This is a genomic window from Streptomyces sp. NPDC005485 (genome assembly GCF_040606085.1).
Lineage (GTDB): Bacteria > Actinomycetota > Actinomycetes > Streptomycetales > Streptomycetaceae > Streptomyces.
In genome coordinates, this window is record NZ_JBEXDZ010000216.1 from 1 (window position 1) to 13,044 (window position 13,044).

Sequence of the window (13,044 nt, forward strand, 5' to 3'; positions counted from 1 at the left end):
GCAGGCGGGCCGCCGTGCGGGCCGCCCGGTCCGCCGGGCGGCGTCGAGGTGGGAGTCGGGGTCGGGGACGGCGTGGAGCCCGCACAGTCGACCTTGAAGACCTTCATCTTGCCCGCGCCGTTCTCGCCCTCGAACTTCCAGGTGAGCTTGTACATCCCGTCGGCCAGCGGCACGTTGGCGGTGTGCGCCGCCCCGGTCGCGTCGGCGACGAGGTCGCCCTCGGCCGTGTCGCCGCCCGGGACGGGCGGCTGGGTCTTGATGGACCAGTGGACCTTCTGCATCGCGTCGAAGCCGGTGCCGTCGAGGTAGAACTCGCAGACCTTCGGCTCGTCCTTCGGGTCTCCGGGGTCCGTGTCCGGCGTGTGGATCTTGACCGTTCCGTTGTCGCCGGGCGCCGTGGGGGCGGCGAACGCGGCCGGGGCCCCGGCGAGGGCGGTGCCCGCGACGGTGAGCGCGGCGAGGGTGGCGGCGGCTGTCAGGCGTGCGCCACCGCGGCGGGGGATGACGAGGGTGGACATGAGGGTTCCTCCGAGTCAGACGATTTTCATATAAATCGCGCTTCGTCTGACTCTCTTTCACATCCGCCCCGCGAACGTGGGGACCTTCGCCCGACGCTCCGTCAGATATCGCTCTTCCGGCGCAACCGCTCCCGGACCCCCGACCGGGCCCGCACCGGGTACCCGCCGCCGGTTCCCCGGTCCGTTCGCCCCGGCGAGCGCAGCGCGACCCCGGAGGACAGCAGCAACAGTGCGCCGAGCATCACGAACGGAGCGGCCGAACCCGCGACTCCGGCCACCAGACCGGCCGCGGCGGGCGCGGCGACCTGGCCGAGCCGGTTGCCGGTCAGCCGCAGGGCCAGCGCGGTGGAGCGGGCGCCGTCCGGGGCCGCCTGGACGACCGTGGTCATGGACAGCGGCTGGCCGACCCCCAGGCAGAAGCCGAGGACCAGCAGCATCACCGCGAGCCCCCACACCGGCACCGGCAGCGCGATGCCCGCGCAGAGCAGACCTGCCACCAGACAGGTCACGGTGAGCAGCGCCGCCCGGCCGAGCCGGCGCAGCATCGGCGTCATGACCAGCCGACAGGCGATGGTCGCCGCCGCGCGCAGACTCAGCAACAGACCGATCACGGACGGCTCGATGCCCCGGTGGTCGCCGACGACCGGCAGATACGCGGTGAGGATGTCCGTCGCGGACAGCACGGCGAGGCTGATGAAGATGCCCGCCGGCACGCCCCGGGTGCGCAGGATGCGGCCGACGGGGACGCGATCGCCTTGTCCCTCAGGCGACTTGGACGTCGTAGGGCGTTCGATGCGCCACAGCGACGTACAGGAGACCGCGGCGACCGCGCCCGCGACGAGCAGGGCCAGCGCGCTGGTGCCCGCCCGGTCGGGGCCGGTGATGAGGGCGCCGGCGGCGATCGGTCCGACGAGCTGGCCCAGGGACGCTCCGATGGTGAAGTGCCCGAAGTTGCGGTCCTGTTCGTGCGGTGCGGACTGACGGGCGACGATCGACTGGGCGCCGATGACGAAGCAGAGATGGCCGAGGCCCATCACGCCGCTCCAGGCGGCCATCGCCGTCAGCGAGTTGGCCCTGCCGCTCAGCGCGCAGCCGCCCGCGATGAGGACGACGCCGACGGGCAGGAGCGGGGCACAACGCCCGTGGTCCGTACGGCGCCCGAGCGGTACGGCGGCGAACAGCGGGAGCAGCGCGTACACGCCCGCGATGACTCCGATCGCGCGCTCGTCGGCGCCCAGCGCGAGGGCCCGGTAGGAGACGGCGGGCCGCGCCATCGACACCGCCCCCTGCGCGAAGGAGAAGGCGATGACGAGGCGCAGCAGCCAGCCCCGGCCGGGCCCGGACGCGTCCTTCATCAGATGATGCCGAAGAGGATTCCCGCGCCGAGCACGACCATCGAGGTGAGCGCTGCCCACTTGACCACGAACCTGGTGTGGTCGCCGAACTCGACCTTCGCCATGCCGACGAGGACGTAGACGGCGGGCACCAGCGGGCTCGACATGTGCAGCGGCTGGCCGACGAGCGAGGCGCGGGCGATCTCCAGGGAGGAGACGCCGTGGGCGTGACCCGCTTCGGCGAGGACCGGGAGGATGCCGAAGTAGAAGCCGTCGTTGGACATGAAGTACGTGAGCGGGATGCTCAGGACGCCGGTGACGAAGGCCATGTGCGGGCCCATGCCGTCGGGGATGTTGCCGACCAGCCACTTGGCCATGTGGTCGACCATGCCCGTGCCCTGGAGCACGCCAGTGAAGACGGCGGCGGCGAAGACCATGCCGGAGACGTTGAGCACGTTCTCGGCGTGGGCGCCGAGGCGGGCCTTCTGGTCGGGCATGTGCGGGAAGTTGACGGTGAGGGCGAGGGCCGCGCCGAGCAGGAAGAGGACCGGGATCGGCAGCCACTCCATGATCATGGCGGTGAGCAGGGTGACCGTGAGGAGCGCGTTGAACCAGTAGAGCTTGGGGCGCAGGGTGGCTCGGTTCGGGTCGAGGCCCTGGAAGCCGTCGTCGTCCGCCTCGGGGGCTTCGGCGTCCGTGCCGGAGCCCGCACCGCCCGTACGTGCGCCCTTCTTGCCCTCGGAGCCGCCACCGGCGCCGACCAGAACCGTCTCGGACTCGGCGGGCTCCAGGACCTCGTCCAGCGTCAGCACACCGAGCCGCTTGCGCTCGCGGCGGCCGAGGACGTACGCGAGGGCGAAGACGCCGAGCAGGCCGACGGCGAGGGCCGGGATCATCGGGACGAAGATGTCGCTGGCGTCGAGCTTGAGCGCGGTCGCGGCGCGGGCGGTGGGGCCGCCCCAGGGCAGGGTGTTCATCACGCCGTTGGCCATGGCGGCGACGCCGGTCATCACGACGAGGCTCATCTTGAGGCGCTTGTAGAGCGGGTACATCGCCGAGACCGTGATCATGAAAGTGGTCGAGCCGTCGCCGTCGAGCGAGACGATCGACGCGAGCAGCGCCGTACCGACGACGATCCGCAGCGGGTCCGCCTTGCAGAACTTGAGGATCCCGCGAACGATCGGATCGAAGAGACCCACGTCGATCATCACACCGAAGTAGACGATCGCGAACATGAGCATCGCCGCCGTGGGGGCGAGGCTGGTGACGCCGTCGATGACGTAGTCACCGAGCTTGGCGCCCTTACCGACGAAGACACAGAAGAGTGCCGGGATCAGCACGAGCGCCGCGATCGGCGACATCTTCTTCAGCATGATCAGGACCAGGAAGGTCGCGATCATGGTGAAGCCGAGGATGGTCAGCATGAGTGGATACCTAACGTTCGCCCTTGAACTCCCACCAGGGCCGGCGGTGAGGGTGACGTTAGGTCGCGCCATCCAGCGTTAACAAGACGTTGACGTGAGAGCAATAAGCGCAAAACTCCAGGTCACAGCGTTGTCTCGGTGAGTGCCAGCTCAACGGGGACTCCGTTGAGTACGGCGTTGCCCGACAGCGGGTCCAGGAGCGAGCCGTCGAGGAGCTGGTTGACGTTGACGCCCGGGTCCAGGGCGGCGTGGCTCATCCGGGTGCCCGGCCGGTCGTGTCCCCAGCCGTGCGGCAGGCTCACCACGCCGCTGCGGACGCCGTCGGTGACCTCGGCGGGAGCGGTCACCTCTCCCCCGGCGCCCTTGACCCGGACGGGCGCCCCGTCGGTGATGCCGAGGCGCGCGGCGTCCTCGGGGTGGATGTGCAGCGTGCAGCGGTTGGAGCCGCCGGTGAGGGCGGGCACGTTGTGCAGCCAGCTGTTGTTGGAGCGCAGATGGCGGCGGCCGATGAGCACGAGCCCGGCCGGGCGCTCGCGCAGTGCTTCGCGCAGCCGCGGCAGGTCGCCGGCGATGGGGCCCGGCAGCAGTTCGATCCGCCCGCTGCGGGTCTTCAGCGGGCCGGGCAGGCGCGGCTGGAGCGGTCCGAGGTCGATGCCGTGCGGGTGGGCGAGCAGCTTGCGCAGGCTCAGCCCCTCGGGGTTCGCGCCGAAGCCGTCGCCGTAGGGGCCCAGGCGCAGCATCAGGTCGAGGCGTCGCTCCGGGCCGGACTCGCCGGTGAGGGCGGCGGCGAGTTCGCGCGGGTCACGTCCGTGGACGGGTGAGTGCGCCTCGGTGACGGACTTGCCGAGGGTCTGGTCGATGACGAGGTCGTCGACGGCGGACGGGTCGGCGCCGTGCATGCCGGTCGCGGCGAGTGTGAGGCGGGCGAGGATCTCGGTCTCGGGCATCCGGCCCGGTTGCAGGGGGATCGCGGCGCGGCCGTAGCGGACCTGGTTGCGCACGGCGAAGGCGTTGAAGGCGAAGTCGAAGTGCGGCGCCTGCGAGGGCGGGGGCGGCGGCAGGACGACGTGTGCGTGGCGCGAGGTCTCGTTGAGGTACGGGTCGACGCTGACCATGAAGTCCAGTGAGCCGAGGGCCTTGTCGAGGCGGTCGCCGTCCGGCGCGGAGAGCACGGGGTTGGCGGCGACGGCGATGACGGCGCGGACCGGGCTGCCCTCCGGCGTCGCGGTGTCCATCTCCTCGGCGAGCGAGGACAGCGGCAGCTCGCCCTTGGCTTCCGGGTGTCCGCTGACGCGGCTGTGCCACCGGCCGAGGGCGAAGCCGCGTCCGGGTCCGGCCGGGCGGGGTGTCTTGTCGGTGGCGGAGAGGGGGAAGAGTGCGCCGCCGGGCCGGTCGAGGTTGCCGGTGAGGATGTTGAGGACGTCGACGAGCCAGCTGGCGAGGGTGCCGTGCGGGACGGTGCAGCTGCCGATGCGGCCGTATACGGCGGCGGTGGGCGCGGCGGCGAGTTCGCGGGCGAGTGCCCGGATGGTGTCGGCGGGCACGTCGCATGCCTCGCTCGCCGCCTCGGGCGTGAAGTCCCGTACGGCTTCGGCGAGTTCGTCGAGGTCCTGGACGTGCGGGGCGAGGTCGCCGAGGTCGACGAGCTTCTCCTCGAAGAGGACGTACGTCATCGCGGCGAGCAGCAGCGCGTCGGTGCCGGGGCGGATGGCGACGTGCCGGTCGGCGAGCTTGGCGGTGCGGGTGCGGCGCGGGTCGATGACGGTGAGGGTGCCGCCGCGGGCCTTGAGGGCCTTCAGCTTGCCCGGGAAGTCGGGGGCGGTGCACAGACTGCCGTTGGATTCCAGGGGGTTGGCGCCGATGAGCAGCAGATGGTCGGTGCGGTCCAGGTCGGGCACGGGGATGGCGTGGGCGTCGCCGTACAGGAGTCCGCTGGAGACATGCTTGGGCATCTGGTCGACGGTGGAGGCGGTGAAGATGCTGCGGGTGCGCAGCGCGCCCAGCAGGACCGGCGGGTAGAGGGCGCCGGCCATGGTGTGCACGTTGGGGTTGCCGAGGACGACACCGACGGCGTTCGGCCCGTACTGCTCGACGACCGGGCGCAGCCCCGCCGCCACGGCGTCGAAGGCCTCCTCCCAGGTGGCCTCGCGCAGCTCGCCGTCCTTGCGGACGAGGGGGGTGCTCAGCCGGTCCGGGTCGCCGTCGGCGGCGCCGAAGGACGCGCCCTTGGGGCAGATGAACCCCTGGCTGAACACGTCGTCGCGGTCACCGCGTGCTCCGGTGACCCGGGTGCCCTCGATGGTCAGGGTGAGCCCGCAGGTCGCCTCGCAGAGCGGGCACACGCGGAGCGCTGTGCGGGAGTCGTTGGTGGGCACGGGTCCTCCCGGAGGACGGTGGCGGCGATGACGCACGGACACCGCCGAGCATACCGACCGGTATGCACTGCGGGGAGGGCCTGCGGGGGGTGAGGTCGGAAACTCGCGAGAGCCCCCCAACTCAGTCGAGAACCCTCGCCAGATACGCCCGCAGCAGCTCCCGTGTCTCCGCGATGGTGCGTTCGTCCCCCTCCGGGGCGATCCGGAAGGCCAGCTGGACCAGGGTGTCGGCGGTTTCCACGGCGATCAGGAAGGTGCGGCGCAGGTCCTCGTCGGGGGCCCGGTCCAGGTAGGCGGAGAGCAGGTCGGTGAGGCGGTCGGCGACGCGGTGGTTGGGTTCGCTGTGGCGGGCGCCGACCGGGATCTGGTTGCCGAAGTCGACGAGGGAGAAGCCGGGCGCGGTGCGTTTCATGACGAGGTACTCGTCCAGGACGGCGTCCATGGCCGTACGCCAGCCGCCCGCGCCCCCGCCCGCCTCCCGCAGCCGCTCGGTGACGCGCTCGGTGTAGCGGTCGAGGTTGCGCTGGGCGAGCGCGTCGGCCATCGCGCGCTTGTTGCCGAAGAAGCGGTAGACGGAGCCGATGGGCACGGCTGCGCGCTGGGCGACGGCACGGGTGCTCAGGGCGTCGTAGCCGACCTCGTCGAGGAGGTCGGCGCACGCGTCGAGGATTCTGGTCAGTCGTTCGGCACTGCGGCGCTGGATGGGGGCGCGGCGCAGCGAGGTCGCTTGGGGCACGGGCTTCATGATGCCTTTCCGCCGGGGTCCGGTGAACCTCCCGTACCAGTACGGGCCTCGGGGGCGTTGTCGCTCAGCGTCGGTGCGGGCGTCGTCGGGGTCGCCGGCGCCTTGAGGGTTTCTCCCGCCTGGGACTGCGTGATGTCCGCCGTGCTCTCGACGGGCTTGCCGCCGACGGCCCAGACGGTGCGGTCGTCCGCGTACAGACGTGCGGTGACGTGGTGCGTGCCGCGCGGGACCAGGGCGGCGCCGAGGTGGTACTCGGCGGTGCGGAGCTCGGCGAGCGTGCGGCCGTCCAGATACAGCACGGCGATCCCACGGCCGGCCACCGCCCTGGCCGGGGTCCCGGCGGGCGAGAAGCGGAAGCGGTGGAGGGTCAGCGTCACGTCCCAGCTGTCGTCGGAGTCCGGCTGGACCTCGATGGCGACGTTCGGGGCGCCCTTCTTGTCGACCTCGCGATAGTGCCGGCCCTGCTCGTCCGTGCGGTCCAGCAGCTTGCCCACGGGCGAGGCCGACGGCGCGCCCCCGCGCTCGCGCGCGTCACTGGAACCACAGCCCGCCGATCCGCCGAGCAGGGCGCAGATCACGAGCGCGGCGAGCGGTACACGCGTCCACGACATGCCGGGGAGAGTAGAACACCGCTCCGACAGTCGGATCCCCCTGGAGTCTGGTTCTCGCTCCCTCTGCGGACCGATGCGGTGCGATCCGGGCCGAAGTGGCCCGCTCCGTGACGCACCCGCCGGCCCCAGCGTGGCTCGCTTTCCCTCTTGCGCGCGGAAAAACCGAATCCTACGGTGAAGCATAGGAATCGACGGCACATCGGCGTACGCCATCAGGCGCAAGGGAGCGATCATGAGCGGGGACGCGAGGAAGACGGCCGAGGGGCTGGTCTACCTCTCCGGTTTCGGCAACGAACACGGCTCGGAGGCGGTCCCGGGCGCGCTGCCGGTGGGCCGCAACTCCCCGCAGCGGGCACCGCTCGGGCTGTACGCGGAGCAGCTGAGCGGTACGGCGTTCACGGAACCGAGGGCGCACAACCGGCGCTCGTGGCTGTACCGGATCCGCCCGTCGGCCGCGCACCCCGCGTTCACGCGCACGGAGAACGGCGCGATCCGCACGGCCCCCTTCACGGAGACGGCTCCCGACCCGAACCGGCTGCGCTGGAACCCGCTTCCGGAGCCGGCACCCGGCACCGACTTCCTGGCCGGCCTGTGGACCCTCGGCGGCAACGGCGACGCGACCCAGCGCACGGGCATGGCGGTGCACCTGTATCACGCGACCGCGTCGATGGAGCGGGTCTTCAGCGACGCCGACGGGGAACTGCTGATCGTGCCCGAGCGCGGCGGCCTGCTGCTGCGCACGGAGTTCGGGCTGCTTCATGTGGAGCCGGGCCATGTGGCGCTGATTCCTCGTGGTGTCCGCTTCCGTGTGGAGCTGCTGGATGCTTCGGCTCGCGGTTATGTGTGCGAGAACTATGGGGCGCCCTTCCAACTGCCCGACCTGGGCCCGATCGGCGCCAACGGGCTGGCCAACGCGCGGGACTTCCTGGCGCCGGTCGCCGCGTACGAGGACGATGAGACCGCGGCGGGCCCCGTCGAGGTGGTGAACAAGTTCTGCGGCAACCTCTGGACGGCGATGTACGACCACTCGCCGCTCGACGTGGTCGCCTGGCACGGCAACCATGTGCCGTACGTCTACGACCTGCGCCGTTTCAATGTGATCGGCACCATCAGCTACGACCACCCGGACCCGTCGATCTTCACGGTGCTCACGTCGCCGTCGGACACCCCGGGGCTCGCGGGTGTCGACTTCGTGGTGTTCGCGCCGCGCTGGCTGGTGGGCGAGAACACGTTCCGGCCGCCGTACTTCCACCGGAACGTGATGAGCGAGTACATGGGGCTCATCGAAGGCGCGTACGACGCGAAGGCGGAGGGCTTCGTGCCGGGCGGTGGCTCGCTGCACAACATGATGTCGGCGCACGGCCCGGACCGGGAGACCTTCGACCGGGCGAGCGCCGCCGAACTGAAGCCGCAGAAGGTGGACGACGGCCTCGCGTTCATGTTCGAGACCCGCTGGCCGGTGACCGCGACGTCTCAGGCAGCGGGGGCGGAGCACCTGCAACAGGGCTACGACGACGTCTGGCAGGGCCTCCAGCGTCACTTCCGCCCGGCGGGCTAGCAGTACGGCCCGTTGCACTGACCGCCCGCGACCGGTACGGATAGCCCTCGTGACCTCCTTCGCTCCGGACTCGATCGTCCTGAACCGCAAACTGCCGCTCTGGTATCAGGTGTCGCAGTCCCTGCGCGCCTCGATACTCGGCCGGGCGCCGCAGGACCCGCTGCGCCTGCCGACCGAGGAGCAGCTCGCGGGGCACTACGGAGTGAGCGTGCTGACCATGCGGCAGGCGCTCAAGGAACTGGAGGAGGAGGGGCTGATCACCCGGCATCGCAGACGGGGCACGTTCATCGAGCCGAGCGCCCGGCGGGGCGCGCCCGTACGGCTGCTCGGCTCGGTGGACGCGATCGTGGCCCAGCAGTCGGGCATGACGACCGAGCTGCTCGACCACGGCCAGGCCGCGGTGTCGGCCGAACTCGCCGAGTTCTTCCCCGATCTGGACCGGGTGGGCACCTACCACCGGCTGCGCAGCGACGAGAAGACGGGCGAGCCGACGAACCACGCGCGCAACTACGTCCGGCCCGAACTGGCCGCGCTGATCGACCCGGAGGACCTGGTGCGCTGGCCCATGACCAAGGTGCTGCGGGATGTGGTCGGCGTGCGGATCAGCCGGATCACCGACACCGTGGAGGCCCGGCTCGCCGACCCGGAGACGGCGCGGCTGCTCCAGGTCCCGCTGCTGAGCCCGATCCTGCACTACACGGGCGTCGTGCACGGCGAGGACGGCCGCGCCCTGGACGTGGTCCGCATCCACTACCGGGGGGACCGCTTCTCGTTCACGGTCACCCTCGACGCCCACTGACCCCGGCGTGCCCCCTGGAGGACGTCGTACGATGCCGAGCGTGACGCACGACGACGCTCCGCTGCTCGCGGACCTCATGCCGTGGTCCGTCGCCCCGCCGAGGCTGGGCCGGGGGTGGCCGACGGCCCCCGATGCCGCGTCCCTGAAGGCGCGCTGGGATGCGCTGATGAAGGCCGAGGGGCCGGATCGCGAGGCGCTGTTCGGCCCCACCCGCTCGCGCACCCTGCACTCGGCGGTCGCGCAACTGCCGGGTCGGAGCGGCGGAACGGGCCGGCTGGCGCGCGAGTCGGGCCCCTGCCCGGAACCGGTGCGCGTCCTGCACGGTCCGTTCGACGAGCAGTGGCTGATCCCCGACCACCGGTTGATCGACGCGGCACGTCCGGAGCTGTGGCGGGTGGCGGACGAGCGGCAGGTGTTCGCGGTCGAGCAGACGGTGGTGCCCGAGTCGTCGGGCCCCGCGCTGCTGGTCTCCTCCGTCGTGCCGTTGAGCGCCGGTCGCGGTGGCCGGGTGCGCCCTCTCCACCGGCGCCCGGGCGGTCGCGAACCGAACCTGGCGCCGGGCCTGTTGGAGTACCTGGGCGGCCGGTTGGGCCACTCCCCCGAGCCGGTCGACGTCCTCGCCTGGACGCTGGCGCTGGCGCGTGCGGGCCGTGCGGGCTGCGCGGTCCCCCTCACCGCCGACCCCGACAGCTGGGCGCACGGGGTCGAACTGGGCCGCAGGATGCTGCGGTTGATGCGACGCGAGGGCGAGCGCCCCAAGCTCCCCGGCGGCCGTCGCCCCTACGTCCGCGCCCCGCTTCCCACCCGACCGCTCGATGTGTACTACGACCGTGACGAGGAGGCCCTGCACCTCGGCGAGGGCGTGATCTCCCCGGTGCCGTCGGACGCCTGGGACTTCGAGGTGGGGGGCGTGCGCGTCCTGGAGCAGTGGTTCGCGGCCAGGACCGTACAGCCCGAGCCGGGGACTCTGGAGGCGGTCCGGCCCGCCACCTGGCCGCAGGTATGGACGTCCGAACTCCTGGAGCTCGTGACGGTGCTCGCACTGCTCGCGGAACTGCGGTCCCAGCAGGCCGAGTTGACCGTGGGGGACGCGCCGGTCACGGCGGCCGAGCTGCGCGCGGCGGGGGTGCTGCCGGTGCCGGACGCGGCGCGCAGGCCCGCGTCCGTCCTCGATCATCACGAGGAGGGCCCGGAGGGCCAGTTCGCGCTGCTCTAACGCTCTCGCCGGAACTCCGGATCGAAGGCGTCCAGCACTCGGGTGAGCGCCCGCGCGAACACCGCCTCCAGGTCGATCGGACCGCTGTCCTCCATGAAGGCCGCAGCCAGCCGCGGATACGCGCCGGTGGCCACCTGGCTGCCGAGGTAGGCGATGCGGACCGCGTTCTCCTCCTCCTCCGACCAGGGCATGGAACGGGTGCGCTCGGCAGTGGCGATCTCGTTCGCCGTGTACGTCGTAACGGCGCCGTTGAGCATCGCGATCAGCTCCATCTTGACGCTCGCGCGCACATCGAGCGGTTCGAGGCAGGCCAGGCAGTGCTCCAGATAGCGCAGGGTGTGCGGGCTGAAGCCGTACACGCCGGACATCAGGCGCGGCACCCAGGTGTGGCGGTGCATGATGGCGCGGGTCTCGTGGGCGTTGCGGAGCATGTCGGCGCGCCAGTCCCCGGAGGGTTCCTCGATGACGTGCTCGGCGCCGATGGCGTCGAGCATCAGCTCGTACAGGTCCTCCTTGCGCGGCACGTAGTTGTAGAGCGACATCGTGCCGCAGCCCAGTTCGGCCGCCACGTGCCGCATGGACACCCCTTCGAGCCCCTGCGCGTCCGCGATGCGCACCGCGGCGGCCGCGATGTCCGCGCGGCTGAACGCGGGCCGCGGGCCACGCCCCGCCCGCTCCGGACGGGCCCAGATCACTTCGGGTACGGCCTTGCGCCCTGCCATGGGTCGATCACCTCGTGGACCATCCTAGTTACGTACACCGTACGTAGTGCGCTATGGTCGACCCATGACTACTACGTACGCTGTACTTAGTGAAGGTCTGGAGAAGAGCTTCGGATCACGGGGGAACGTCGTCCACGCCGTACGGGGCCTGGATCTGGCGGTGGCACAGGGCACGGTCTGCGGGGTGCTCGGGCCGAACGGGGCGGGCAAGACGACGGCGGTACGGCTGCTCGCCACGCTGCTGCGGCCCGACGCGGGGTCCGCGCGTGTCGCCGGGCACGACCTGGTGCGGGAGGCCGGCGCCGTCCGGGGCGCGATCGGGGTCACCGGGCAGTACGCCTCCGTCGACGGCGACCTCACCGGGCGGCAGAACCTGCGGCTGTTCGCGAAGCTGCACCGCGTCCGGGACACCGCGGCGCGGGCGGGTGAGCTGCTCGACCGGTTCGGTCTCGCCGAGGCCGCCGACCGGCCCGCGTCCACCTACTCGGGCGGCATGCGGCGCCGGCTGGACCTGGCGGCGAGCCTGATCCGGCGCCCGGCCGTGCTCTTCCTCGACGAACCGACCACCGGGCTCGACCCGGCGAGCCGCAACCAGATCCGGGAGGCCGTGCGCACGCTCAAGGACGACGGCACGACCGTGCTGCTCACCACGCAGTACCTGGAGGAGGCCGACCAACTCGCCGACACCATCGCCCTGATGGACCACGGCAGGGTCGCGCACACGGGATCGCCCGGCGAGCTCAAGGCGCTCATCGGTTCGTACGCCGAGGTGGTCGTCGCACACCCGGACGCACTGCCCGGGGCGGCGGCCGTCCTGGACCAACTGACGGGCTCGGCGCCCGACTTCGCCCCCGAGCGGCACGCCGTGGGCGCGCTCGCGACCGACCCGACGCTGACGCTGCCCCGGCTGGTGCGCGAACTCGACGCCGCCGGGGTGCCGTTGCTCGACGCGAGCCTGCGGCCGCCCACGCTCGACGACGTCTTCCTCCGTCTGACGAGCGGCCCTGCCGACGCCCGGCGCAACGACCCGAACGACGGCCCGAACGACCACAAGGAGCTGGTGGCATGAGCACGTTGGCGTACGACGGCAGCGCGATGCTGGGCCGTCACCTTCAGCGGATCCGGCACAACCCCGGGCTGGTCGTCCTCACCCAGACCATGCCGATCACGATGCTGCTCTTCTTCGGATACGTCTTCGGCAGCGCCCTCGCGATGCCGGGCGAGGAGTACCGCGCGTACCTGCTGCCGGGCCTGCTGGTGGCGACCGCGGCCAACGGGATCATGACAGGGATGTTCCAGGCCGCCCAGGACTCGCACCGGGGCGTGATGGACCGCTTCCGTACGCTGCCGATGAGCCGGGCCGCCGTGCCGCTCGGGCAGGCGGCCGCCGACCTGGTCGTGACCGCCGTGGGGATCGTGCCGCTGCTGCTGGTCGGACTCGTGGTGGGCTGGCGGATCGACGGATCGGCGCTTCAGGCGGTCGGGGCCCTGGGGCTGCTGCTGCTCTTCCGGTTCGCCATGACGTGGGTCGGCATTCTGCTGGGACTCGCCTCGGGGAGCGAGGAGGCTGCCGGTCAGCTGGGCAGCGCCACGTTCATGCTGCCGCTGCTGTCGAACGCGTACATCCCCACCGACAACCTGCCGGGGCGGACGAGGGGATCCCGAACCAGTCGGTGTTGAATGATGCAGGTCAGAGCGATGGTCGCGCCGAAGACGGTCCAGCCGACGGGGCCGGTGGCGAT

General features: G+C 71.7%; 11 protein-coding genes and 1 pseudogene. 5 read left to right on the plus strand and 7 right to left on the minus strand.

The annotated features are described in order from the left end of the window. The 6 genes from ABZS97_RS40310 to ABZS97_RS40335 all read right to left on the minus strand — a co-directional run. On the minus strand, window positions 1–518 hold a 518-nt coding region (locus ABZS97_RS40310), incomplete at its 3' end, for a hypothetical protein (RefSeq protein ID WP_356147349.1). A gap of 101 nt (window positions 519–619) precedes the next feature. Beyond that, a complete protein-coding gene (locus ABZS97_RS40315; protein WP_356147352.1) occupies window positions 620–1,873 on the minus strand; it encodes an MFS transporter in 1,254 nt (417 codons plus the stop codon). Beyond that, complete coding sequence (locus tag ABZS97_RS40320; RefSeq protein ID WP_356147354.1) at window positions 1,873–3,276, minus strand: citrate:proton symporter; 1,404 nt, start codon at window positions 3,274–3,276, stop codon at window positions 1,873–1,875. The genes ABZS97_RS40315 and ABZS97_RS40320 overlap by 1 nt, the downstream gene beginning before the upstream one ends. A gap of 122 nt (window positions 3,277–3,398) precedes the next feature. Further along, window positions 3,399–5,651: a molybdopterin oxidoreductase family protein gene (locus ABZS97_RS40325; RefSeq protein ID WP_356147360.1), complete on the minus strand. Its 2,253-nt coding sequence runs from the start codon at window positions 5,649–5,651 to the stop codon at window positions 3,399–3,401. Window positions 5,652–5,772: 121 nt separating this feature from the next. Next, complete coding sequence (locus ABZS97_RS40330) at window positions 5,773–6,396, minus strand: TetR/AcrR family transcriptional regulator (RefSeq protein ID WP_356147363.1); 624 nt, start codon at window positions 6,394–6,396, stop codon at window positions 5,773–5,775. Beyond that, window positions 6,393–7,007 carry a nuclear transport factor 2 family protein gene (locus ABZS97_RS40335; protein WP_356147367.1) on the minus strand — a complete coding sequence of 205 codons (615 nt, stop codon included), beginning with the start codon at window positions 7,005–7,007 and terminating at the stop codon, window positions 6,393–6,395. The genes ABZS97_RS40330 and ABZS97_RS40335 overlap by 4 nt, the downstream gene beginning before the upstream one ends. A gap of 232 nt (window positions 7,008–7,239) precedes the next feature. Here ABZS97_RS40335 and hmgA point away from each other — a divergent pair, with 232 nt between their 5' ends. From hmgA to ABZS97_RS40350, 3 genes are read left to right on the plus strand one after another with little or no spacing between them, the layout of a single operon-like run. Continuing rightward, window positions 7,240–8,565, plus strand: coding sequence for a homogentisate 1,2-dioxygenase (gene hmgA, locus ABZS97_RS40340; protein ID WP_356147368.1), 1,326 nt, complete (start codon window positions 7,240–7,242; stop codon window positions 8,563–8,565). A gap of 49 nt (window positions 8,566–8,614) precedes the next feature. Further along, window positions 8,615–9,364: a GntR family transcriptional regulator gene (locus ABZS97_RS40345; RefSeq protein ID WP_356147370.1), complete on the plus strand. Its 750-nt coding sequence runs from the start codon at window positions 8,615–8,617 to the stop codon at window positions 9,362–9,364. A gap of 31 nt (window positions 9,365–9,395) precedes the next feature. Further along, a complete protein-coding gene (locus ABZS97_RS40350) occupies window positions 9,396–10,580 on the plus strand; it encodes a type ISP restriction/modification enzyme (protein WP_356147372.1) in 1,185 nt (394 codons plus the stop codon). On the opposite strand, the gene ABZS97_RS40355 is transcribed toward ABZS97_RS40350, so the two are convergent. Then, a complete protein-coding gene (locus ABZS97_RS40355; RefSeq protein ID WP_356147375.1) occupies window positions 10,577–11,302 on the minus strand; it encodes a TetR/AcrR family transcriptional regulator C-terminal domain-containing protein in 726 nt (241 codons plus the stop codon). The two genes, ABZS97_RS40350 and ABZS97_RS40355, sit on opposite strands and share 4 nt — an antisense overlap. 64 nt (window positions 11,303–11,366) lie before the next feature. Here ABZS97_RS40355 and ABZS97_RS40360 point away from each other — a divergent pair, with 64 nt between their 5' ends. Together ABZS97_RS40360 and ABZS97_RS40365 are read left to right on the plus strand one after the other, a co-directional pair. Continuing rightward, complete coding sequence (locus ABZS97_RS40360) at window positions 11,367–12,371, plus strand: ATP-binding cassette domain-containing protein (RefSeq protein ID WP_356147378.1); 1,005 nt, start codon at window positions 11,367–11,369, stop codon at window positions 12,369–12,371. Continuing rightward, window positions 12,368–12,949, plus strand: a pseudogene (locus tag ABZS97_RS40365) (ABC transporter permease); the annotation flags it as partial. The gene ABZS97_RS40360 and the pseudogene ABZS97_RS40365, both read left to right, overlap by 4 nt. Window positions 12,950–13,044 lie beyond the last annotated feature (95 nt).

Bases quoted from the DNA above. Each gene is read 5' to 3' on its own strand.
- hmgA (WP_356147368.1), top strand. From the start codon at position 7,240: ATGAGCGGGGACGCGAGGAAGACGGCCGAGGGGCTGGTCTACCTCTCC.
- ABZS97_RS40335 (WP_356147367.1), bottom strand. From the start codon at position 7,007: ATGTCGTGGACGCGTGTACCGCTCGCCGCGCTCGTGATCTGCGCCCTG.
- ABZS97_RS40350 (WP_356147372.1), top strand. From the start codon at position 9,396: ATGCCGAGCGTGACGCACGACGACGCTCCGCTGCTCGCGGACCTCATG.
- ABZS97_RS40330 (WP_356147363.1), bottom strand. From the start codon at position 6,396: ATGAAGCCCGTGCCCCAAGCGACCTCGCTGCGCCGCGCCCCCATCCAG.
- ABZS97_RS40355 (WP_356147375.1), bottom strand. From the start codon at position 11,302: ATGGCAGGGCGCAAGGCCGTACCCGAAGTGATCTGGGCCCGTCCGGAG.
- ABZS97_RS40315 (WP_356147352.1), bottom strand. From the start codon at position 1,873: ATGAAGGACGCGTCCGGGCCCGGCCGGGGCTGGCTGCTGCGCCTCGTC.
- ABZS97_RS40360 (WP_356147378.1), top strand. From the start codon at position 11,367: ATGACTACTACGTACGCTGTACTTAGTGAAGGTCTGGAGAAGAGCTTC.
- ABZS97_RS40320 (WP_356147354.1), bottom strand. From the start codon at position 3,276: ATGCTGACCATCCTCGGCTTCACCATGATCGCGACCTTCCTGGTCCTG.